Below are 22,414 nucleotides of genomic sequence, written 5' to 3'. Positions count from 1 at the left end.
GCCTATGGTACTGCCTTCACCGGTGGGAGAGTCGGTCGCCGCCAACCTTACATCCCGCAATGCCTGCCGCTTTCACCAGCGGCAGGCATTGCGCTTTTACACCACCCCCCCAACTCCGCCTGATTCAGTGTTAACGCTCTGCTATTGACCTTATTTAATTTATGAACAGCCTTAACTGTTTAAATATAAGGCTGTGGACGCTGCTGAGTGTAACTAAACATTATTGACTACTTGAGCACTTGGCTTTAGCGATTTGTTACGCGTTAAATGCCTAAGCCTATCATGTAGTCGGAAGATACAGTGTTGCAAACGTAGTATCTTTCAATTTTATAGTGTTGGCGACACAAGAATGCTTATGGGTTTGCTCAGTGCTTAACCTAGGTTAATTAAACTGGCTTTTAACCCAAAAGCAGAACACCCACTTATCATTAATGATAAGTGGGTGTTAATCAATGAGCGAGAAACGAGGTTCGAACTCGCGACCCTCAGCTTGGGAAGCTGATGCTCTACCAACTGAGCTACTCTCGCGGGGTTATTTGGTATGTCAAAATTACGCTAAAGAACCGGATTCCCAACCTATGGCTGCGGGTTTGCCAACCCCTGGTTTGGCTGATGCGTATGAAACTGGAGAAATGGCTACTCCTCTCCCCCCTTCTACCCGCCGCTTGGTCGGCATGCTGCTACTGCTCAGTGGGGGTATGTTGGGCGTTGGGCTGTTGATGAAAGTATTTTTAGGAGCGTATAGTTGGAGCACGGTAGGCTATCAGAGCCCTACTGCCCTTAAGCTGACAGCTAACTTGGTGGGTTTGCTGGCTTGTGGGCTGCTAATGCGGATGGGGCTGCGGATGCGCCGCGGTGGCCGCACGGCCCGAGACGCTGATGCGGATGAAATGCTGTAAATAGGCGGGTAGTGTTCGACCTTTGTAGTTATGTCATCTCCCCTACGCATTTCGCTGGCCAAGGCCAACCCCGTTACCGCTGCACAATTAGCTGACTTGGGCCGTCGGACGTTTCTGGACACTTTCGCCGCTACCAATACCCAAGCGGACATGAATGCTTATCTGGAGGCCAATTTTGGTCCCGACATTCAACTAGCCGAGCTACAAGACCGTGAAAACACCTTTCTGCTGGCGCATATGCAGGCGGAGTTGGTAGGCTATGCCAAGCTACGCGACAATTCGCCGCTGGGCCTTACAGATGGGCAAGAAGCGGCGGGCCGTTTGGAAATAGAGCGGCTCTACGTTCGCGACGACTGGCAGGGCACTGGCCTGGGGGCAGCCTTGATGCGGGGAATTCTGGCCTTGGCCGAGCAGCTGCACTGTTCCGCTGTGGTGCTGGGCGTATGGGAGAAGAACGAGCGTGCCCGCGCTTTCTATCAGCGGTTCGGGTTCCGCGAAATTGGGCAGCATGAATTCCGGTTGGGACAGGATGTGCAAACTGATTTGATTTTGCGCAAAGGCATGGCGGGGCGCTAAACTGCCTACTTTTGGAAATGCTTACGCCTGCACTGATGATGCGCCACCTACCAACATGCTATAATCCCACCAAGTGGGTGCTGGGCCTGATGTGGCTGGTGATTGCCTTCGCGGGCTGCCAGTCGCAGCAGGACCAAGCCGGAGCAGCAACGCCACCACCCGTGGGCCACTACGAGGGCAGCATTACCCTTGCCGGGCAACCTGCAATGCGCGCCGCGCTCGATATCCGCCATCCCAGCCCCGGCCATTACGAAGCCGAACTCACTGTGCCTACTACCGGTACGCTGAGCTTTGTTGCGGACACTATTTTTTTTAATGATAACCAGTTGCGCCTTCGGCGCCCGGCACGGCCTACTCAGGTGCTTAACCTGACGCTGGACGGTGATTTCTGGCGTGGCTCTCTGGACTTGGACTCTGCCAAAGCCGAAATCATTCTGCTGAAGCGCGGCATGCCCACCCCCAGCACGTACCGGGTAGAGGAGCTGGCGCAGGATGGGGGCTCGGCATGGCTTTTTTCCCCTTCTGATACGGGAACACCCGGCGCTGCCCTGGCTTTGTTGCCCGACACGGAAACCGCCCCGGCAGCTGCACTTTGGGCCGATGCACTGGCCCGCGAAGGCATTATCGTACTGATGTTGCCGGCCGTTGATTCCGCTTCCGCGCCCTTGGAAACCCCGCGCCTGCAGGTAGCTTTAAACGTACTTCGCGCCACGCCTGGGGCCGACACTGCCAGCATTGGCGTGTGGGCGGCGGGAATGCGGGCCGCGGCCCTAGCCGAAAGCATGACCGGCCCAGGTGCTCTGCAAGCTGCATTTGTTATAATCCAGAACGTGAGCTTAAGCTCCGGTACGCGCACGGCCTTACGGGAGCTGAGGAATCAGAAGGTGCCCATTCTGGCTCTGTATGGGGGAAGTAATGCAACGCCGCAACAGGCGCTGCTGATGCGCAACGCGCTGGGCGGGCGGCGTGGGGCCCCAGTACGCACGTATCGCGGCGCAGGCCCCGACCTGCTGGTGCCCAATGCGCTGAGCACGCGTTTCGGCCCCGGTCTGCCGAATGAGGTGGTAGCGTGGCTACATAGCCAATAACGAGGCGCAGGGTTCCACCCGGTGAAAAGCGCTTTTGTTGGGTTAAAGTGAAGCAAAGCGTTGGAGGCCCCTTCTCGATTGGCGAAACCCTGTGCTAAATCAGCAGCAAGCCCTTTTCCCGGAGGAGCTGCCACGCCGGGCTTTGCAGGAAAGCTTCAAACGACCCCTCCCCTGCCGGGAAACCAGCAGCAGCTTCTTTAAGCAGGACTTTGGTGTCGTAGTCGTGGCTGAGTTGGGTGAGTAGCTGGTGCAGCCAATGGCCGGTGGCGACGGTGGTTTTCACCTCAAAATCTTCGGCCTGCTCGTAGCAAGTAAGCACGGCACGGGGGGCTTTTTTGCCCTGCTCAATGCGGAGGTCTGGTGCATTGCCGAGCCAGAACAGGCGCTGGTTTTGCCGGGCTAAATCGGGTTTTTCGGCAGTTTGCAGGGCGTGTTGCACGAGGTGGCGCGGCGTGGTGGGCCGGGGCGTTTTGAAGTCGAACCAAAAGCCTAGGGGCTCATCCAGATTCACACCGTGCAGGTAATTGTAGAGCGACTTGGCTAGGCCGGGGCCAAAGGCTTCGTGGTCGGTGCCCAGCGGGTCGTCGTGCCAGAGGTCGTTCCAGGCAAAACCTTCGGGCTCGGGGCCAATGGCCGCTACCTGGTACTTGGCCGGATTCTTCCCCACAGGCGAGTGAGCCGTCATCGAAAAGCGGTGCCAGTAGCCGCTTTGCACCACACCGGCGGCAAATAGCTGGCGCACTACTTCGAGGCTGTCCACGGTTTCCTGCGCGGTTTGGGTGGGGAAGCCATACATTAGGTAGGCGTGCACCATGATGCCGGCCTGGGTGAAGCCATCGGTGACGCGGGCCACCTGCGCAATAGTCACGCCCTTCTCCATAAGGGCAAGGAGGCGGTCAGAAGCCACTTCCAACCCGCCCGAAATGGCAATGCAGCCCGAGGCGGCCAGGAGGCGGCAGAGGTCGGGCGAAAAGGTTTTTTCGAAGCGAATGTTGCCCCACCAGGTGATGGCCACGCGGCGCTTGAGCAGTTCCACGGCCAGGTCGCGCAGGGCCAAGGGCGGGGCAGCTTCGTCCACGAAATGGAAGCCGGTCTGTCCGGTCTGCTTAATAATTTGCTCGATGCGGTCGACCAGCAGGGTACTGGGCGCCGTTTCGTAGCGGGAAATGTAGTCCAGGGTGACGTCGCAGAACGAGCAGCGCTTCCAATAGCAGCCGTGGGCCACGGTGAGCTTGTTCCAGCGGCCGTCGCTCCAGAGGCGGTGCATGGGGTTTAGCACTTCCAGCACCGATAGGTACTCGGTCAGGGGCAGGTCGGAGTAGTCGGGTGTGCCCACTTCGTGGTGCGACACGTCGGGGTGCGGGTGGTTGATGTACTCAATCTGGCCCTGCGCATTGCGGAGAAAGGTGCGCTGGAGCTGGCTGCTGGCATCCGGCGCGTAGACGACGGTTCGGAGGGCGCAGTGTACTTCATCGGTAGCCTCGCTACCCTCCCGGACTTCGCTTAGAACGTCATGCTGAGCTTGCCGAAGCATCTCTACTGCTTCGCCAGGACCGTTCAACGAAGCGGTAGAGATGCTTCGACTGCGCTCAGCATGACGTTCTTTTTTCTCGCCTAAGTAGTCCAGTAGCCGCAGCCACGGGCCCTCGCCATCATCTAACGTCAAATAGTCGATGTAATCGAAAAAGCGCGGCTCCTGAATGGTGCGCAGCTCGGTGTTGGGGTAGCCGCCGCCCATGATGGTGGGCGTAGCGGGGCTGGTTTGCTTGATGCGCTGGGCCAGCCGCAGGGCCCCGTAGAGGTTGCCGGGAAAGGGCACGGTGAAGCCCACCACATCGGGCTGCACGCGGGCTATGAGAGCGTCCAGCTCTTCCAGCAGCAGGTGGTCGAGCAGGTTGGGCGCGGACTGCAGGGCCTCGTGCAGGGGCTCGAAGCTGGTGGCGGAAAGGGCCAGTTTTTCGGCGTAGCGCGAGAAGCCAAAGTGCGGCCCCACGGTTTCCTTGATGAGGTCGGCGAGGTCTTCGAGGTAAAGCGTGGCCAGGTGGCGGGCCTGGTCGGTGAGGCCCATGGTGCCGAAAGCGGTTTCCAGGTCGGCCACGTTGTCGAAGCGGCTGGCTTCGGGCAGGAAGCGGCCGTGGCAGATGCGTGGGGCCAGCGTGAGGTCTTTATTCTGCAGGAACCGGACGACTGGCGTGATGGTGGACAGGTAGCGGTTTTGCAGGCGCAGCATGCGCCTGGCATTATCGCTCAGGGCGAATTCTCCGGCTTCTATTTCGGCAAAAACCTGCTTCAATCCCTCTACTGAAAACAACCGCAGCACCAGCTGCAAGCCCATATCAGCCTGCGTTACATGGTAGCCTCGCCCCCCCAAAAAACCCTTAATGTAGGCCGTGGCCGGGTACGGAGTGTTGAGCTGCGTGAGCGGCGGCGTGAGGAGCAGGATGCGGGGGGAGACAATGGACACGGCAGCAACTAACCCGGCAAAGGGGGCCGGGGTTCATTTCGGGCAAAGGTCGGGCATAGTTGGCGGTGGTGCAGCTTTCCCTTGGGCCTCTTTATATGATGAGCTACCCCAATCAGCCTACAAAAGTGGACTGGCCACACATAAAGGACGGTAATAAGCAGATGCCTGAATCCTATTGGGTCGCGACGCAAATTCTGTATGGCTTTACTTCCGGCATCCCCGTAAAACATTGAATAAGAATTGATTTTTTCACTAAACCCCTTTCCTGATGAATCACTCCACTGCTTCCCCTCGTACCCGCAAAGACAACCGTGCCGTGATTGACGCACTCAGCCGCTGCATTGCGGCCTGCGAAATGTGCGCCGATGTATGCCTCGATGAGGAGGACATTAAGATGATGGTACCCTGCATTCGCCTCGACCGCGACTGTGCCGACATCTGCCGCCTCACGGCTGCTTTCATTGCCCGCGGTTCCGACCACGCCCAGCACGTGCTCAAGGAGTGCATGGAAATTTGCCAGAAATGCCACGACGAGTGCGTTCAGCACAAGCACGACCATTGCCAGCAGTGCGCAGCTGCCTGCAAAGCCTGCCTGGAGGCCTGCCGTGCCTACGCTGCCTAACATCCCAGTTCAGACAAAGAAAAAGGCGACCCTGCAAAGGGCCGCCTTTTTTGCGTTCAATCTAACGGAGGATGCCTAGGCAATTGCGTCGAGCGACACACGCTCGGGCAACATCAGGCGGCGGAACTCGCTCACGGAATAGCCCGTGACCTGGCGGAACTGGTTGCTCAGGTGCTGGCCCGAGCTGTAGCGCATCTGGTCGGCTATCTGGTTCAGGGTCAGCTCGCCGTAGCTGAGCATTTCCTTTACGCGCTCAATTTTGAGGCGAATGAGGTATTTCTCGATGGTGAGGTGCGCGGTGCGCGAAAACACCTTGCTCAGGTGCGAGTAGGTAGCCGCAAACCGGTCGGTGAGAAAAGCCGAGGTAGTGAGCGGCGAGCGGGCCGTGCGCAGGTGCTCGAGGTAATCGGCCAGCACGGTTTTAATCTGTTCGGTGAGTTGCTCGGCGCGACCCATGAGCAGCTCAAAGCCCGCGGCTTCGAGCAGCGGGGCCACAGTTTCGAGGTCGGCGGGCGTGGCCTCATCGAGTTCGGCTACGCCCAAAGTCACGGCAGTGGTCCGGTAGCCGGCGCGCTCCAACAGGTTGTGCACGGCTTCGACGCACCGGGGGCACACCATGTTTTTGATATGCAGTAGGTTGGTTTTCAAGGGCTTTAACGTGTTTCGGGCCGCCGTGAGGGGGCCGGTGAAGAATAGGAACGAGCTGCTGCAGAAACGGGCACAGCCCGGCGTGGACGCGGCACGGGGGTAGACACCTCCGCCCAGCCACGGCCAAACCAATGCCCGGTGGCCCACGTCACGAACGGCACCACGGCTAGGAACGTAACAGCCAGCAGCCAGAACAGTACGAGAAAAGCAGAAAAAAGTCGACTAAAGAATTGGTCACTGCTTCCAAACAGATAACCAACCAGCATTAGTGCCAATACCAAACTGATGCCTGCCAACACACCCACCTGCCGCCACGGGTAGGCAGCAAGCTTTTTTTCGAGGCGACGGCGGAGTGGCAGCGGCATTCAGTTAGAATTTGGGAAGGTGAAAATAGGGAATAATTTGGGTTCGCCACTCCCCTACCCCAACTGGGCCAGCAGTTCTTGCTGCATGGCCTGGCCGTTGTCGGCCTCATACCAGGCATTCATGGCTTTGATTATTGCATTAACGTGCAAATCCTTATCGGCGTGCAGCTCTTTTGCCAGCTGCTGGGCGGCAGCGGGGCGCGGTCCCCAGTCGCCCAGGTCGGCACCGGAGGCGGCATCGCGCCGAATGAGCTTGGGGATGCTGTTGCCGCCGTTGGTCTGGTGCGCGGCCATGAGGTCGGGGTGGTCGGATCGCAGGAGCAGGTGTAATTGAATTTTACCGGCGCTTTCCTCCGCCAGACGCGCCAGCGTGGGAAGCAGGTGGGCCGTGTCGCCGCACCAGGCCTCGCCCAATACCAGCCATTGCTCCGGCTGGGGCAATTGGCGAATTTTGTCAACCAGCTCGGGCAGGAGCGGCACGGCGTAAGACCGGTCGAGGTGCGCCTGGTTCTGGTCGGTGTAGCGTATTAGGCCCGGACTTTGGTCGGGGCCGCTGGTACGGTGCTCGGCAGCCAACGTACCCACCAGCGCCCGAAACTCCGCGTAAGTATAAGCGGGACTCGGCACCACTGCCGGCAAATGAGATGTATTGGTCATCAAGACAAAAATAAAAGAATGCGGAAGCGAACGCAGCCCGCAGGGTGCGCCTCCCGCTACAACCGCTTCCTGCCCCCGGGGTTCTGTTGCACCGCAGTGCGTTATTTCTCTACCTTGCAGTGTTGCTCAATTCCAACTCCCTTTCTCACGCTTTTTCATGAATTTCCAACAACTCCTCCGCCCCTTCGCCGTGGCTTGTGTTCTCACTGCCACTTTCAGCGCCTGCAGCTCCGGCACCAAGGATGGTGACACCAATGTGGAACGCGGCCACAATAAAGACAGCCACTATGCTGCCGGCACTGCTGGCAGCGACTCGGCTACGGCCGGCCTAGTCCGCGATACCGTTCGCACCGTGACCGGCCGCGACCTCTACAAAGCCGCCGGCAAAGCCACAGACCGTAACCACGACGGCATCGCCGACTAGCTACCCGTTAAAACAAGCGCTGTCATGCTTACCTAAAGTTCCGAAGGAGGAATCCTCTCGCCGCTTAATACCTGGGCTTGCCTTTGTAGACGCTTGCTTTATCAGTATTGAAACTGCTGACCAACAACTCCTGGTGTCGCACAGGCGCCTATCGGTTGTTGCACACAAAAAGGCCCATACCAATCGGTATGGGCCTTTTGCCTTTTTGCAGAAAAGAATCGGGAAAGGGAGGACGAGGTTGTAGCTGACGTTGCGCAGCAGGTTTTAATAAAACACGAAGCCGTTGGGGCCCACCTTCACGGTGAAGGAATCGATGGCCACGCCCGAGGGCTGGTAGCGGATAAAGCGGCCGTTGCTGGTGAAGCTGGGCGAGATGGCGCCGTACACGGTGTTATCGCGCGGGTCGATGGCAAAGCCGGAGAAGCTGCGCCGGATGAAGGGCGTGGTGGGCAGGGCCGTTGCCGTGGTGGGCACCTGGTATTCGGCCCCGCTGAAGCTGTAGAACAGCTGGTCTTTGGCGGGGCTGATGCGCAGCTGGCTGGGGCTGCCGGTAGCGGGAAAAGCCAGCTTGGTTTGCGTGGCCGGGCTGCTGGGGCTGAAGCGAATAAGGGCACCGTTGGACACCCGCGTGGCCGTGTAAGGCGGTGCGCTCAGGTAAGTCACGAAGCCTGAGCACAGCACCCAGACATTGCCGTCCTTGTCGGCCACCATGCTCGACGGGCCGTCGGATACGGTAATGGTTGAGGAAACAGTGCCGCTGGCTTCGTCCACTACCGAAATTGTGTTGTCGAGGCTGTTGGGCACGTATATCTTGCCGCCCAGGGCCAGCAGCTGCTCGGGGTTGCGGCCCACCGTCACGGTGCTGCTCACGGTGTTGGTGGCGAGGTTAAGAATGCTGAGCGTGCCGGGCAGGTAGTTGGTAAACGGGCCTTTCCAACCCGTGACGTAGCCCCGCGTGGCGGAGGTGGACGTGAAGTAACGCGGCTGCTCGATGCCGCTGATGGTGCCTGCCGTTTTGAAGCCGGGCAGGTCCACGACTTCAATTTTGTTCGAGGCATTGACCACGATATAGCCACGCGTGCCCTGCACGCCCATGCTCTGCACCACGTCGCCAAGCTTGGTCCCGCCATTGGCGCTCCCGAAGGCATCAACCGTCAGGGCCTTGGTGGCTTTGTCGAAGACGCTCACCGCGCCATCGCCGGCGCCGAACTGGCCTTCGCTGAGCACAAACACCCCATTGGTTTCCGGGGCCGGCGTCGCTTTTTCCCTATCGGGGTCGCACGCGGTCAGCAAAGCCAACGCTGCGAGGAAGGGCATAACTTGTTTTTTCATGATGATTAGACCGGCCGTGACCAGCAAAAGAAGAATGGGTAAATAGGGGCGTGAAAAGTGCGAACGGGGGTTTGTGAGATGGTGAGCGCGGCAGGTGAATGGGAAGGATTTGTTGCCTTTGAGCAGTCCTGCTCATCTGGAATTTTTTTTTTCTAATGCCAGCTCAGGCGCAGGCTGGCGCTCAGAGCGCGGGGCGGGGCCGGGCGGCCGGGGTAGGTGTCGTAAGCCCGGTTGAGCAGGTTGGTGGCCTGCACCAGCACCAGCAGATTCGTGCCGGCAGGGCCGCGTAGCGTGCGCCCCAGCGTGGCTCCCAGCAACCCGGTGCCCGGCAAAAAGTCGGTACCCGAAGCGTTGATGTAACGGAAGCTGGTGAAGGCCACCGTACCGCTCAACAGCCACTCGCGCCAGCGGTGGTCGGTGCTGAAGCTGGCTTGGTGCTGCGGCACAAACGCCAGCTGCACGCCCACGGGGTCGGAATCAGCAGCGATACCCTGGGTTTTGCGGGTGTCAGTGAAGTGGTAGGCCAGCTGCACGCCGCCCGCGTAGCGGCCCTGGCGCAGGCGCAGGGCGGTGCTGGCCTCCACGCCCTGGCTACGCACCTGGCGCAGGTTGCGCGGGCTCCAGATGCCGGTGCTGGCGCTGGGCAGCCACTGCACCCAGTCGTCCACGTCCTGCCGAAAGACGGTGAGCTCGGTTTCGGCCGTGAGGCCACCGGGCCACACCAGGCGGTGGCGCAGGCCAGCCTCGTAGCCCACACCCAACTCGGGGCGGAGGTCGGGGTTGCCGCCGGGCAGCCAGTACCGCTCGTTCAGGGTGGGCGCGCGGTAGCTACGGGCCGCGCTGGCCTTGGCGGTGAGGGACTGCGCGAGGGAATGGCTGAGGGTATCGTTGCCAATTTGCAACAGGTCCCACTCCAGGCCGGCGGTTGGCGTAAGCGGGGCCAGGCCTGCGGGTAGCGCCGCCTGGCGCAGGTTGGCCGAGAGGCGCAAGCCGGGGCGGGGGTCGTAGCGCAGCAGGGCAAAGGCAGCGGCGCGGCTTTCGGCGATGCTTTGCGAGCCATAGCCGTCGACCAGCGCGGCAAAACGCTGGACTTCGGCACCCAGGCGCAGGCTGCCGCGGACGCCCAGCGCGGTGGTGCGCTCGGCCTGAGCCTGGTGGTACGCACGCGGGAGTTGCTGGGGGCGCCGCCATCGCGGTAGTTCAGAATGTCCTCGAACCAGGCGCCGCGCACGGCCCACTGCCGCCGGGCGGCCACGTGGCGGTAGCCCAGCACCAAGCGGCGGCTCTGGTCGCGCTCTTCGGCCTGGGTGCCGGTCACGTTCACGCCGGACTGTATTTCGCGGTCGGTGTCGGTGAGCCAGGCGGCGGCGGTTACTTCGCCGGCCGTGCCCACGCGCCACGCCACGTCGGGGCTGATGCTCCACTGGTGGCGGAGCGCCGCGTTGCGCAGGGTGTGGCGCACGGGGCCGCGGGCCTCACGTAGCACGTAGGAGTAGTTGTTTTGCGCTTCGCGGTAGCTGCTGGCTATGCGCACTGCCACCGTGGGCGTGGCCGTGCGGGCCTCCAGGCTGCCGCCCCGCAGGCCAAAGCTGCCGGCATCGGCCTGCACGCTGCCGTAGAAGCCGGGCCGCCAATCGGGGTCGCTGTTCAGCAGCACGGCGCCGCCCACGGCGCCGCTGCCGTAAAGTGCGGCGGCGGGCCCGGGCTGAATGCTCACTCGCGTGGTGGCGCCCACTGGCAGGAGCGCAAAGTCGTTTTGGCCCAGGGTGGGCAGCATGATATTCAGGCCGTTCCAGAGCACGGCGGTGTGCTGGGCCGAGGTGCCGCGCAGGGCAATGGTGGCCAGCTGGCCGGGGCCGTAGTTTTTGAGGGAAATGGGGGTGCGGGCCTGCAGCACATCGGCCAGGTTGCCGCCGCGGTACTGGGCCAGCACGGCCGAGTCCAGCTCCAGCCGGCGGCTGCCCACGGCAAACCGCTCGGGGCCCACGGCGCGTACCCGCACCTCGGGCAGCCGCAATAGCCGCTGGCTGAGCTGGGCAGAATCGGGCGGGGCCTGGGCCGCAGCAGTGAAACTGACCAGCAACGCCAGCAGCAGCTCGAGCCGCCACGCGGTCAGATTAAAAAAGACAAGACGCATCCGAATCAAATTTTCGATAAAGAAAATTCGATTCAAAACCCACCGCAGCTTGCTTCAGACTGAAGAAAACCGCTACCGGGCCGAGGCCGAAAAACAGTTGGTAAACCAGCTTCCCGAAGGCGGCTGCTGCTCTCTTTCTCCATCCGTCCTCCGCGAATGCTGAACCTGTGAATGTCCGGGCAGGTCTCCTGGCTTGCTCCGCCGAGTGGGCCGCCTTCCCATTCACTGCGCCGGTTTTCGGGTTGAAAACCAGGCGCGAACAGTGGCATGTGAGGCCCACTCCGTTGTGGAGCGTACAGTTGCGGGGACAGCTCCGGCGTTGAACCGGATTCCCTTTTCAGCCGCGCCCCGCAATTGGGGTCTGGCACCTTGACGGGACAAAGATAGGCCAAGGGCGGTAAGGAATGAGGAACGATGCGTAATGCTGAGCGCACAGAAACGTCATGCTGAGCTTGCCGAAGCATCTCTACCGCAACACTAATTTAATTTAGTAGCGCGGTAGAGATGCTTCGGCAAGCTCAGCATGACGTCCTTTTATCCTCGGCTCGTTACCCGTTTTTCACCTACCGGCGCAGAGTGAAACCGACGAAATATTCCCGGTCGCTCAGGCGGTCCAGAGCCAGGTGGGTACCGGCGTCCAGCTGCAGGTTTTCGGTTACTTTGATGAGGGGTGCGATGTTGAAAGAGGTTTGCCAGCGGCGCTGCTGGGTGTTCCACTGGGCCACGGCTTCGGTTATCAGCCCCAGCTTTTCGGTGAAGTCGTATCCCAGGGCCAGCGATGGAATGAACCCGACGAAACGGCGGGCTTCTTCGCGGTCGTAGCTGAGGTCGGTTTGGAGCTGGGCTTCGAGACTGACTTTGTCGCTCAGCGCCACGTTGAGGGGCAGCACGAGGCCATATTCGGTGCCGCCGCCGCCGGCGAGGCCGCCGCTGGGCAGGCGCACAAAGCCGATGGCGGCCACGGCCACGCGGTGGTTGCGGTCATCGCCGAGGAAGTTGTGCTTGAGGCGCACCGTGACGTCGCCAAAACCGGAGTGACGCTCCTGCCATTCGGAGGCATCGGCTGGCCGCTGCTTGGTCACCTTGTAGACGGGCACTTCCAGCTGCAGGTCGGTACGGCGGCTCAGGCCCAGCTTGAGATTGGTGTAGGCCACTCTCAGCTCGCGCTCCCGGGCTTCGCGGCCGGTGCCGCTGTTCACCAGACGCAGGCCATCTACTTCAATCTGCAGGTGCCCGGCATCGACCGTGAACGGGCTTTCCGTGACGCCGGGGCGGTCGGGCTGCAGCTCGCGCAGGCGGTCGCGCGGCACGGGTTTGCGCCAGCTGAAATGGGCCGAATCATAGGGCGAAGGCTTGGAAAATTCCTGCGCAACCACAAGGGAAGGCAACAGCCATAGCAGCCAGAAAAAGTGTTTCATGGGCGGTGTACGCACCCGTGGGTTTTTGGGCGTGCTTTCCACAAAGCTTCGTGGCAGCGCGCCAGAAAACGTCTGCCCCGTTCCGACCGCTGTAGGCGGTCAGACCGGTCGTCGTGACGGCTAAACCGGTGGTTCTTTAACCGTTCCGACCGCCTACAGCGGTCGGAACGGGTAGATTCAACCCTGGTTACTTAAAACGGCACCACCACTTTCACGCTCATGTTGCGGCCGGGATTGTAGATGCCCGAGCGGCCGTTGGGCGCGGCCTGGTAGTATTCGAAGTACTTGAGGCGGTTGAGGTGGGCCTGGTAGGCGGTATCAAACACGTTATCGACCTGCAGGAACACCTGGGCCACGGGGCGGCCGGCGCGGTTGGCGTAAGTGGTGCCGGCGCCCAGGCCCAGCAGCGCGTAGCCGGGGGTAGCGGTTTCGGTGTTGTCGAGGGCGTAGAAGCGGCCCTGCCGGGCGCTGGCGTCCACGGAGGCCCGGAGGTAGGTGGCGCTCAGTCGGCCCGGGCGGGCGGGCAGCGTGGCCCGCACTTCGGAGCGGCCCCGCAGCGGCGGAATCAGGGGCAGGTAGCGGCCGGCGGCACCCTGGCGTTCCCGCAAGCTGGCTTCAGCGTTCTGGCCGTTTACCAGGGCCAGGCTGGTGTTCCAGGCCAGCCAGGGCATGGCGGCGGGGCGCAGGTTCAGGCTGCCCTCGATGCCGTAGAGGCGGGCGGCGGCCTGCTGGAACTGGTAGGTGGTGTTGCCGGGCACGATGACCACGGGCTGCCCGGCCGCGTCAAGCAAACGGGCTTGGTAGATGAAGTTCTGCACAAAGTTGTGGAATACCTCCACGCTGGCGTCGAAGGTGCGCTGGTGCCAGAGCATGCCCACGTCCTGCTGCCAGCTGAACTCCGGCTGGAAGCTGCGGTTGCCGAGGTACACGATGTGCGCGCCGGGGTCGAGGCCGTTGGAGCCGATTTCGGGGATGTTGGGGGCGCGGTAGCCGCGGGCCAGGTTGGCGCGCAGGGTGAGCTGCTCGGTGGCGGCATAGCTCGCACCCAGGCTGGCCGACACGCCCTGGTAGCGCCGCCGAAACGCGGGGAACTGCAGGGCAGCATCAATGGTGGCCGGGCCAGCGGCGGCCTCAAAGCCGGTGGCTGGGTTGGGGGCCACGTAAAAATCATTCCACGTCACGAGGCGGGTGTCGTAGCGCACGCCGCCGCTGATTTCTACTTTGCCCACCGGTTTTTTCAGGAGCAGAAAACCGCCGGCATCCAGCAGGTTGTAGTCTGGAATGGGGAAGTCGGTGGCGTTCTGGTGGCGGTTGAGCTGGCCCATGCCGTTGCTGCCGATGCTGATTTCCAGGCCGTTCCAGGTGGGCAGGTGGTAGCGCAGGTCGTAGGTGTAGGTGGTGAGGCGCAGGGCCAGGCCGGGCTGGGCGGGGGCCGTGGGGTGGTTGAACTCCTCGCGGTTGTTTTGCTGCACGCCCAGCAACAGGTGCAGCTCGCCGCCGCCCAGCTGCACCTGCGTTTTGGTGAATGCCCGGTAGTGCCGGATGCGCTGGTGCAGCGGCCCGATGCCGTAGGAACGCAGCTCCTGGTTGGTAGCCAGCGGCCGGTTTTTGATGTCGTCGAGTCCGCTCTCAAACACCTGGCGGGTGAAGCGGCGGCTGAGCGAGTCGCGGCTGCCGTCGGGTATTTCCTGCTGGTTGTCGTACAGGGTGAGGTACCAGTGCGAGCTGCCCCAGGCCTTGCGCACGCCGGCCATGCCGGTGAGGGTGAGCTCCCGGAAACCGGTGTTGTACACCCGGCCGTCCACGCTGTTACTATAGTCGCGGGCCAGGCGGTGGCTGGCCCGGAAGCTGGTTTGGAAGCCGTTTTTCTGGTAGTTCAAACCCAGCGAGTTGCCCAGCAGGCCGTTGTTGGACTGGTACTCGGCCAGGGCCTCGCCACCCAGTTGGCCCTCGGGGCCGTTGGGCAGGGCGGGCAGCAGGTTCACCACGCCCGCCACGGCGTCGGAGCCGTAGAGCAGGCTGGCGGGGCCCTTCACCACTTCCACCCGCTCAATGTCGTAGCCGTCTACTTCCACGCCGTGCTCGTCGCCCCACTGCTGGCCTTCCTGGCGCAGGCCGTTGTACATGGTCAGCACGCGGTTGTAGCCCAGCCCGCGAATGAAAGGTTTCGACACGTTGGGGCCGGTAGTGACAGCGCTCAGGCCGGGAATGCCCCGTACGGCGGCGTCAATAACGTTGGTGTTAGCGTTGAGGTTGATTTCGCGGCGGTTCATGGCGGCAATGGGCACGGGGCTGCGCCGGATTTCGGTGGCCCGGCTCACGCCCGTCACCACCACTTCGGTGAGTTCGGCAGCGGCCGTTGCCAGGGTTAGTTGCACGGCCAGAGCCTGGCCCGCGGCCAAGGTTTCATTACGGGTAGTAGGCTTGTAGCCCACGGCGCTGGCCACCAGCCGCACGGTGCCCGCGGGCACGTCGGCAATCTGAAAAAGGCCCTGGGCATCGGCCGTGGCACCCAGGCCGGCGGCCGGCACCGCCACGCTGGCGAAGGGCACGGGCCGGCGCTGGTCGTCGCGCACGGTGCCACTCAGCGTGCCCGTTTGGGCCAGCAGCAGCTGGGGCAGCAGGAGCAGTAGTAGAATGATTTTCATGGCTAACGTCTTAAAAAAAAAGCACAAAGAGTCCCACCCGCGCTTCGGCGGTGTTTTTTACAAACACTAAAGGGGAAGGGATTTGAGGGAGTGTTTTGAGAACTGGCCGTGGCCAGTAAACGGCGCTTAAGGTAATTAGCCGAAGAAGGTTTGCCAGAGCAGATACACGTTGAGGACGATGATGATGCCCGACACCGTCCAGGCCAGCACCTGCACCGCAGGCCGGTTCACAAACACGCCCATCTTGGCCTTGCTGCTGGTGAAGAGCACCAGCGGCACCACCGCAAAGCTGAGCTGCAGTGATAGGATAACCTGGCTGAGTACCAGCAGCTGGCCGGTGCCCTTCTCGCCGTAAATAATGGTGACGATGAGGGCCGGCACCACTGCGATGCCGCGGGTGAGCAGCCGGCGCAGCCAGGGCTTGAGCTGGATGTTGAGGAAGCCTTCCATCACAATCTGCCCGGCCAGGGTGCCGGTGAGCGTGGAATTCTGGCCGGACGCCAGCAGGGCCACGGCAAAGAGCATGCTGGCCGCGCCTGCGCCCAGCACTGGCGTGAGCAGCTGGTGGGCGTCGTTGATGTCGGCCACGTCGTAGCGGCCCGTTTTGTGGAAGGCGGCGGCGGCGGTCACGAGAATGGCGGCGTTCACAAAGAAGGCCAGGAACAGCGCCACGGTGGAGTCGATGGTGGCAAACTTGATGGCCATGCGCTTGCCGGGCACGGTCTGCTCAATCTGCCGGGTTTGCACGATGCTGGAGTGCAGGTACAGGTTGTGCGGCATCACGGTGGCCCCCAGAATGCCGATGGCGATGTAGAGCATCTGCGGATTGGTCACGATTTCGGGCCGGGGCACCAGGCCGCCGAGCATGGCGAAATAGTCGGGGTTCGAGACAATGATTTCGTAGACAAAGCAGCCGAAAATGATGACGGTGAGGCCGGCCACAATGCTTTCAATCACGCGGAAACCCTTGTTTTGAAAGTAGAGCACCACCAGCACGTCGAGCACCGTGAGCACCACGCCCCAGGTCAGGGGCAGGCCAAAGAGCAGGTTCAGGGCAATGGCTGAGCCGATGACTTCGGCCAAATCGCAGGCGGCGATGGCCACCTCGCACAGAAACCAGAGCACCATGGCCACTGGCTTGGAGTAGTGGTCGCGGCAGGCCTGCGCCAGGTCGCGGCCCGTCACGATGCCCAACTTGACCGACAGGTGCTGCAGCAGCATGGCGAACAGGTTGGAAATCAAAATCACCGACAGCAGCGCGTAGCCGTAGCGCGAGCCGCCGGCCAGGTCGGTGGCCCAGTTGCCGGGGTCCATGTAGCCCACGGCCACCATCAGGCCCGGCCCCCAGAAGGCGAACAGCTTGCGCCAGAACGAGGCGTTGGCCGGCGGCACTTTGATGGAACCGTACACCTCGCGCAGCGACGGGGCATTGCGGGGCTTGCGCCAGCCCGCCTCGGGTGCCGGCAACTGGGAATCGGTAAGAGTGGAGGGAGGCACGTTAAGGTCTTGGTTCAAAGCAAATGTACGGAATTTTTAGGGCAGTCTAAAAATTATTTTCGACTGCTTTAAATACAGGAAATCTAATAAAAGGTTCACCCCGCCGGCGGATTTTTATTTTCACCGTAATGCGGCCCGTACGGGGCCGGCTGCGGCGTTCTGGGGAAGGCTTGCGGAATGGCCCGCCCGATGTTTGGTGCCGCCGGCCCGACCTTTGCCCCGAATCCCGCTTTGCATGACGTCCTCCCAAATCAAGCGCCGCCTCGGCCTGCTCTCCATTGTGGTGAGCGCCGGGCTGCTGGCTATTAAGTTTTACGCTTACCACCTCACCCGCTCCCAGGCCGTGCTCACCGATGCGCTGGAGAGCATCATCAACGTGTTTACCAGCGGGTTTGCTTTCTACAGCCTGTACCTGGCCGAGCTGCCCAAGGACGAAAACCACCCCTACGGCCACGGCAAGGTGGAGTACCTGTCGGTGGGATTTGAGGGTGGCCTCATCGTTATGGCGGGGGCCTACATCCTCTACAGCGCCACGCTCAGCTTCTTTCACCCGCACCCGGTGGGCCGCGCCGACTGGGGCGTGCTGCTGATGGCGGCCACCGCCGTGGTGAACCTGGGCGTGGGCCTGCTGCTGGTGCGCAACGGCAAGGAGCTGAAATCGGTGGCACTGGTGGGCGACGGCCAGCACCTGTACCTCGACGCCCTCACGTCCATCGTGTCGGCGGTGGCGCTGCTGCTGGTGGCCGCCACCGGCATGGTGGAGTTCGACTCCGCTGCGGCGCTGCTGCTGGGCGGCTTCATTCTGGTGAACGGCTGGCGCATGGTGCGCCGCTCGGTGTCGGGCCTCATGGACGAGACCGACACGGCCATTGTGACTGAGGTGATTGAGGAGCTGCAGGCCCAGCGCCGCGCCCCCTGGATAGACGTGCACAACCTGCGCGTGCAGCGCTACGGCGCCAACCTGCACATCGACTGCCACATGCAAATGCCGTATTATTTCACCCTCGAAGAGGTGCATTCGCAGCTCTTCGACATCGAAGAGCTTATCAAGGAGCGGTTTGCGGTGGACGTGGAGATGTTTGTGCACGCCGACCCCTGCACGTTTGCCGCGTGCTCCCTGTGCCTGATGGCCGAGTGCCCCGTGCGCCAGCACCCCTTCCAGCACGCCATCCCCTGGACGCTGCAGAACGCCGTGCGTAACCAGCGCCACCGGCTGGACTAGCCGTGACTTACTCCACCAGCAGCTGGCGCGTGGCGCTGCCCGCGGCGCCTTCCACCTGCACGGAGTAGCTGCCGGCCCGCAGGCCCGCCAGGTCCAACACAGCGGTGGGGCCCACTCCCTGCAACGTGAGCACCGCCCGGCCCAGCAGGTCGCGCACCGTCACGCGGGCGTTGGCCAGAGGCTGGCGCAGGGTGGCCTGCCGTCGGGCAGGGTTCGGGAACAGCTCAAAAGCAAACGCATTGGCCGCCCGGGTGGCCGAGGCTACAAACGCTCGGTTTTCCAAGGTAATAATTCGGTCGCTGCCCCCATTGCTGCTGCCCAGGTACACCCGGCCTTCGGGCGACACGCAGATGGCCCGCAGCCGCCCGAAGGCCGAAGTCAGAAACACGGGGCGCGCGGTGATGGCGTCGCCGGCCGCGTTGAGGGGCAGCTGCACCAGCTGCTGGTTTTTGAGGGTGGCCAGCAACAGGCTGCCGCGCCAGCCGGGAATGGCCGGATGGTCGTAGTAGGTGAGGCCGGCCGGCGCGATGGTGGGCGTCCAGGTCGTGAGGGGCTCGCGCACGTTATTGGCGGCGCAGAAGGCGGCTTCGCTGGGCAGGTTGCAGGCGCCCTCTACGTTGGGCCAGCCGTAGTTGCGGTTGGGCTCTATTTTATTGATTTCGTCGTCGTTGCTGGGGCCGTGCTCCGAGCTGTAGAGGCGGCCGTCGGGCAGGCGCACCAGGCCCTGGGCGTTGCGGTGCCCCAGCGTGTACACCAGGCTGCCCGCGGTGGGGTTGTCGGCGGGCACGGTGCCGTCGAGGTTCAGGCGCAGGATTTTGCCGTTGAGGGAGGCGCGGTTCTGGGCTTCGGGCTGCAGCTGGGCATCGCCGGTGGTCATGAGCAGGGTGCGGTCGGGCAGGATGAGCAGGCGCGAGCCGCTGTGCGTGGTGGTGGCCGGAATGTTGCCGAGCAGCACCAGCGGTGCCGTGAGGCTACCCGCCGCGGCTGAATAGGTGTAGCGCACCACTTTCTCCTTCAGGCTGCCGGCATCGGTGTAGTTGTACACCACAAACACGTGGGGCGTGGTAGCAAAGTCGGGGTGCAGGGCCATGCCCAGCAGGCCGCTTTCGCCGGTGGGCGTCACGTCGGGCACGGAGAGCAGGAGCTGCACCTGGCCGGTGGCCGGGTTCACGCGGCTGATGCGGCCGCCGCGCTCCGTCATCCACAGGAAATTGTCGGGGCCCCACACCAGCTCCCACACGTGGTCGAGGCCGGTGGTCAGGGCCGAGGCCGTGACGGTGGTAGTGCCCACCGGAAACGTGGTGAGGGCCGGGGCCTGAGCGCAGGCCGCCATTGGTAGCCCCGCGGCCCAAAAGGCCAGCGCGGTGTTGCGTAGAAATTTCATGGCAAGACGCAAAGAATGAGCAAGAAGAACGGACTGAACTGCTTCAACAAACGAAACCCCGGATAGTCCGGATGCCGCCGTGCGGCAGCCGGTAGTAGCTTGCGGCGCATTCAACACCCGCTTCTGCTAATGTCGGAATTCATCACCGAAATCCATTCCACGGGCTACGTCATCAGCACCGACCCCGGCCGGCTCGACGTGGCCGCCGTGCACGGCTGGCTCAGCAACGAGTCGTACTGGGCGCGCAATATTTCCCGGGCCACCGTGGAGCGCGCCATTGCCCATTCCCTCAACTTCGGCCTCTACGCCCCCGACGGGCGCCAGGCCGGCTTCTGCCGCGTGGTGACGGACCGCGCCACCTTCGCCTGGCTCTGCGACGTGTTTGTGCTGCCCGAGCACCGTGGCCACGGCCTCTCCAAGTGGCTGGTGAAGCAGATGCTGGCCCACCCCGACCTGCAAAACCTGCGCCGCCACCTGCTCGCCACCTTCGACGCCCACACCCTTTACCAGCGCTTCGGCTACGAACCGCTGGACCGCCCCGACCGCTGGCTGGAAATCAAGCATCCGAACCCGTACGGGTGAACCACTTGGAATGATTATCTGGCTGTTGTAGAAGCGCAGCTGGCCGTAGTCTAAGCGCAGCGACGACTGCGCGCCAATTGTAAAGCGAGTTTGCAACTCGCCTTGGCGGTAGCCTCCCTGCGGGCGAGTTACAAACTCGCTTTACAATTGGCGCGCAGTCGTCGCTGCGCTTAGACTACGGCCAGCGTGTGCTCGCCAAACCGCTTTACCTTGCGGCCCCGTTGAAGGCTGCGAAAGCGACACCGCGCCCTCCCCTGCTAACGAAATTTCTATTCCCCCCAAACACCTGCCCCATGGCTTCCGGTCTTTTTGCTTTATTAGATGACGTTTCCGCGTTGGTGAAAGCCAGCGCGGCGAGCCTTGACGACGTGCCGGCGCAGGTGGCCAAAACCACCGGCAAAGTGTCCGGCATTGTCATCGACGACACGGCCGTGACGCCCAAGTACGTCGTGGGCCTCGACCCTTCCCGCGAGCTCTCGATTATTTTCCAGATTGCGAAAAAGTCCCTCATCAACAAACTATTCATCTTGACGCCAGCGGCCCTGGTGCTGGGGTATTTTGCGCCGTGGGCCATCACGCCTATTCTCATGCTGGGCGGGGCGTATTTATGCTACGAAGGGTACGAGAAGGTGCATTCCATGTTCAGCAAACACCCCGCGGTGGATGCAGAAAGCGAACAGCTCGAACAGATTACGCCGGAGGAGCTGGAACAGCAGCGGGTGGCGGGGGCCGTTCGCACCGACATCATCCTGTCGGCCGAAATCATGGCCATTGCTTACAGCCAGGTAACGGGCCAGTCCATCGTCAACCAGATTCTGGTCATGCTGGCCGTGGCGGTTTTTATTACCGTGGCCGTGTATGGCTTCGTGGGGCTCATTGTGAAGGCCGACGACATCGGCGTACACCTGGCCCAGGATAAATTCCACCCCGCGATGCAAAAACTAGGGCGCGGTATCGTGAAATTCATGCCGCGCTTCCTGAGCATCTTGAGCTATGTGGGCACGGTGGCCATGCTCTGGGTCGGGGCCGAAATCATCGCCCACGGCATTCCAGTCACCAGTCACTTGCTGGACGATTTGGCCCGGTCCCTGGCCCATATTCCGGTCGTGGCCTGGCTGGCGAAGGCGCTGGCCTCTGCAGTGGCCGGATTGGGAATTGGTTTTGTGGTAGAGAAACTCGTGCTGTTGGTGAAGATGATAATGCCGGGCAAACAGGACAGTCCCAAAGTTGGGTGAGGCCGGCAGTGTGTCAACTTGAGCAAATCCATACACTGGCCACTTTTAAGCAGTGGTGCATAAATAAGCGCATGAAAATAAGGTGGGGTACTTTTGGCAGATGCTTGTTCCCCTTGCCCTGCTCGTCGAGGAAGTGGCGACCCTCGACGCGTGCAGCCATCACGCCCGCCATCCCCGCCAGCGCCGCCGTGCCCAAGCCGTGCTGGGCCACCACCGGGGCCAGAGCGTGAACCATTTGGTGGCCTTTTTTGCCGTGCGCTACGCTACCGTTCACGGCTGGCTCAGCGCGTGGCGCGACCACGGCCTGGCGGGCTTGTTGGAAGGCCACCGGGCCGGCCATACCCCCCACGCTGCCCCCGGCGGCCCAAAAAAAGTAACTGCCTGGCTCGGCCCTGTCACCCAACAGCTGCGGCGCTTGATTCCCCGCCCGCGCCGCGCTTTTGGCGTTAAACTGCACAGCAGCACGTTGCGCCGGATGGCGCGGGCTGCCGGCTACGCCTGGAAGCGCTGCCGGCGCTCCTTGCGGGGCCAGCGCGACCCGGCTGCCTTTGCTGCCTGCCAGGCCCGGTTGCGGGACCTGCACCGGGCCGAAGCCCGCGGCGAACTGGCCGTCGTCTACGTGGACGAGTGTCGCTTCTCGCGCCAGGCCCCCGTGCCCTACGCTTGGCAGCGCCGGGGCCAGCCCCCGGTGGCCCTGCCCGCCGTGCGTGGCAACGGCGGCCACTCCGCGCTGGGCTTTTGGCAGGCCCACGCCCCCGGCCAGCCCCTGCACGCCTACCTACGGGCCGGGGCGCTCACGGCTGACCTGTTCGTGCTGGCCGTCCACGACTTCGCCCAGTCCCTGGACCGTCCCACCGTCTTGGTGCTCGACAACGCCTCGATTCACAAAGCCCACGCGGTCCGCGCCTGCCACGCCGAATGGGCCGCCAAAGGGCTGCGCCTGCTGTTCTTGCCGCCGTACAGTCCCGAACTCAACCACATCGAACTGCTCTGGCACCGCTGCAAGCATTACTGGGTGCGGCCCGAAGACTACCAATCCGACCACACGTTGCTTCAGCGCATCGAACACGCCTGAATCGAATCGGAAAAGAGTATACGGTTACTTTTGCATGACTACTTAGGCAGTCGTTGAGTTGATTGGTCCGTTAACTGGCTTATGATGACTTGCACGCTGGACCTGTACACGGATTATTTGCTGAGTTCGACGGGCCCAACG

17 protein-coding genes, 1 tRNA gene, 1 pseudogene and 1 riboswitch are annotated in these 22,414 nt (G+C 62.4%); of the genes and pseudogenes, 8 read left to right on the top strand and 11 right to left on the bottom strand.

Annotated elements, in window-relative coordinates:
• Positions 1-455 precede the first annotated feature (455 nt).
• Positions 456-528: transfer RNA gene (locus tag BEN48_RS12035), tRNA-Gly, on the bottom strand.
• Positions 529-929: 401 nt separating this feature from the next.
• Here BEN48_RS12035 and BEN48_RS12025 point away from each other — a divergent pair.
• Positions 930-1,475: a GNAT family N-acetyltransferase gene (locus BEN48_RS12025; RefSeq protein WP_070735188.1), complete on the top strand. Its 546-nt coding sequence runs from the start codon at positions 930-932 to the stop codon at positions 1,473-1,475.
• 17 nt (positions 1,476-1,492) lie between these two features.
• Positions 1,493-2,563 (top strand): hypothetical protein, encoded by a 1,071-nt coding sequence (locus tag BEN48_RS12020; RefSeq protein WP_125932612.1) that lies wholly within the window; start codon positions 1,493-1,495, stop codon positions 2,561-2,563.
• Between the two features lie 94 nt (positions 2,564-2,657).
• Here BEN48_RS12020 and BEN48_RS19820 read toward each other — a convergent pair whose 3' ends face one another.
• Positions 2,658-5,021, bottom strand: coding sequence for a B12-binding domain-containing radical SAM protein (locus BEN48_RS19820; RefSeq protein WP_241502259.1), 2,364 nt, complete (start codon positions 5,019-5,021; stop codon positions 2,658-2,660).
• A gap of 274 nt (positions 5,022-5,295) precedes the next feature.
• Here BEN48_RS19820 and BEN48_RS12005 point away from each other — a divergent pair, with 274 nt between their 5' ends.
• Positions 5,296-5,649: a four-helix bundle copper-binding protein gene (locus tag BEN48_RS12005; RefSeq protein ID WP_070735186.1), complete on the top strand. Its 354-nt coding sequence runs from the start codon at positions 5,296-5,298 to the stop codon at positions 5,647-5,649.
• 75 nt (positions 5,650-5,724) lie between these two features.
• On the opposite strand, the gene BEN48_RS12000 is transcribed toward BEN48_RS12005, so the two are convergent.
• Complete coding sequence (locus tag BEN48_RS12000) at positions 5,725-6,297, bottom strand: helix-turn-helix domain-containing protein (RefSeq protein WP_083321025.1); 573 nt, start codon at positions 6,295-6,297, stop codon at positions 5,725-5,727.
• A gap of 419 nt (positions 6,298-6,716) precedes the next feature.
• Positions 6,717-7,319, bottom strand: coding sequence for a thioredoxin family protein (locus tag BEN48_RS11995; RefSeq protein ID WP_070735185.1), 603 nt, complete (start codon positions 7,317-7,319; stop codon positions 6,717-6,719).
• A 157-nt stretch (positions 7,320-7,476) separates the two neighbouring features.
• On the opposite strand from BEN48_RS11995, the gene BEN48_RS11990 reads away from it, so the two are divergent.
• Entirely contained in the window at positions 7,477-7,743 is a 267-nt protein-coding gene (locus tag BEN48_RS11990) for a hypothetical protein (protein WP_070735184.1), read from the top strand.
• 264 nt (positions 7,744-8,007) lie between these two features.
• Here BEN48_RS11990 and BEN48_RS11985 read toward each other — a convergent pair whose 3' ends face one another.
• From BEN48_RS11985 to BEN48_RS11965, 6 genes and pseudogenes are all read right to left on the bottom strand, one after another.
• Positions 8,008-9,075 (bottom strand): YncE family protein, encoded by a 1,068-nt coding sequence (locus BEN48_RS11985; protein ID WP_125932611.1) that lies wholly within the window; start codon positions 9,073-9,075, stop codon positions 8,008-8,010.
• Between the two features lie 152 nt (positions 9,076-9,227).
• On the bottom strand, positions 9,228-10,313 hold the full coding sequence (locus tag BEN48_RS18230; RefSeq protein WP_158010170.1) for a TonB-dependent receptor domain-containing protein: 1,086 nt from the start codon (positions 10,311-10,313) through the stop codon (positions 9,228-9,230).
• A 431-nt stretch (positions 10,314-10,744) separates the two neighbouring features.
• Positions 10,745-11,212: pseudogene (locus BEN48_RS19815) on the bottom strand (TonB-dependent receptor); the annotation flags it as partial.
• 161 nt (positions 11,213-11,373) lie between these two features.
• Positions 11,374-11,599: riboswitch (cobalamin riboswitch) on the bottom strand.
• 176 nt (positions 11,600-11,775) lie between these two features.
• On the bottom strand, positions 11,776-12,630 hold the full coding sequence (locus tag BEN48_RS11975) for a transporter (protein WP_125932610.1): 855 nt from the start codon (positions 12,628-12,630) through the stop codon (positions 11,776-11,778).
• Positions 12,631-12,821: 191 nt separating this feature from the next.
• On the bottom strand, positions 12,822-15,278 hold the full coding sequence (locus BEN48_RS11970) for a TonB-dependent receptor (RefSeq protein WP_070735180.1): 2,457 nt from the start codon (positions 15,276-15,278) through the stop codon (positions 12,822-12,824).
• A gap of 135 nt (positions 15,279-15,413) precedes the next feature.
• Positions 15,414-16,745, bottom strand: coding sequence for an Nramp family divalent metal transporter (locus BEN48_RS11965; RefSeq protein ID WP_206599856.1), 1,332 nt, complete (start codon positions 16,743-16,745; stop codon positions 15,414-15,416).
• Positions 16,746-17,010: 265 nt separating this feature from the next.
• Between BEN48_RS11965 and BEN48_RS11960 the strand changes: the two genes are divergently transcribed.
• Positions 17,011-17,997, top strand: coding sequence for a cation diffusion facilitator family transporter (locus BEN48_RS11960; RefSeq protein WP_070735179.1), 987 nt, complete (start codon positions 17,011-17,013; stop codon positions 17,995-17,997).
• Positions 17,998-18,004: 7 nt separating this feature from the next.
• On the opposite strand, the gene BEN48_RS11955 is transcribed toward BEN48_RS11960, so the two are convergent.
• Positions 18,005-19,381, bottom strand: coding sequence for a PQQ-dependent sugar dehydrogenase (locus BEN48_RS11955; protein WP_070735178.1), 1,377 nt, complete (start codon positions 19,379-19,381; stop codon positions 18,005-18,007).
• Between the two features lie 129 nt (positions 19,382-19,510).
• On the opposite strand from BEN48_RS11955, the gene BEN48_RS11950 reads away from it, so the two are divergent.
• The 3 genes from BEN48_RS11950 (at position 19,511) to BEN48_RS11940 (ending at position 22,273) form a co-directional block, all read left to right on the top strand.
• Complete coding sequence (locus BEN48_RS11950) at positions 19,511-19,963, top strand: GNAT family N-acetyltransferase (RefSeq protein ID WP_070735177.1); 453 nt, start codon at positions 19,511-19,513, stop codon at positions 19,961-19,963.
• 293 nt (positions 19,964-20,256) lie between these two features.
• Positions 20,257-21,198: a DUF808 domain-containing protein gene (locus BEN48_RS11945; protein ID WP_070735176.1), complete on the top strand. Its 942-nt coding sequence runs from the start codon at positions 20,257-20,259 to the stop codon at positions 21,196-21,198.
• Between the two features lie 100 nt (positions 21,199-21,298).
• Positions 21,299-22,273, top strand: a complete 975-nt coding sequence (locus BEN48_RS11940; RefSeq protein ID WP_070735175.1) for an IS630 family transposase — start codon at positions 21,299-21,301, stop codon at positions 22,271-22,273.
• Positions 22,274-22,414 lie beyond the last annotated feature (141 nt).

The organism is Hymenobacter glacialis, from assembly GCF_001816165.1.
GTDB lineage: Bacteria > Bacteroidota > Bacteroidia > Cytophagales > Hymenobacteraceae > Hymenobacter > Hymenobacter glacialis.
This window is presented reverse-complemented; position numbering and strand designations above follow the sequence as displayed.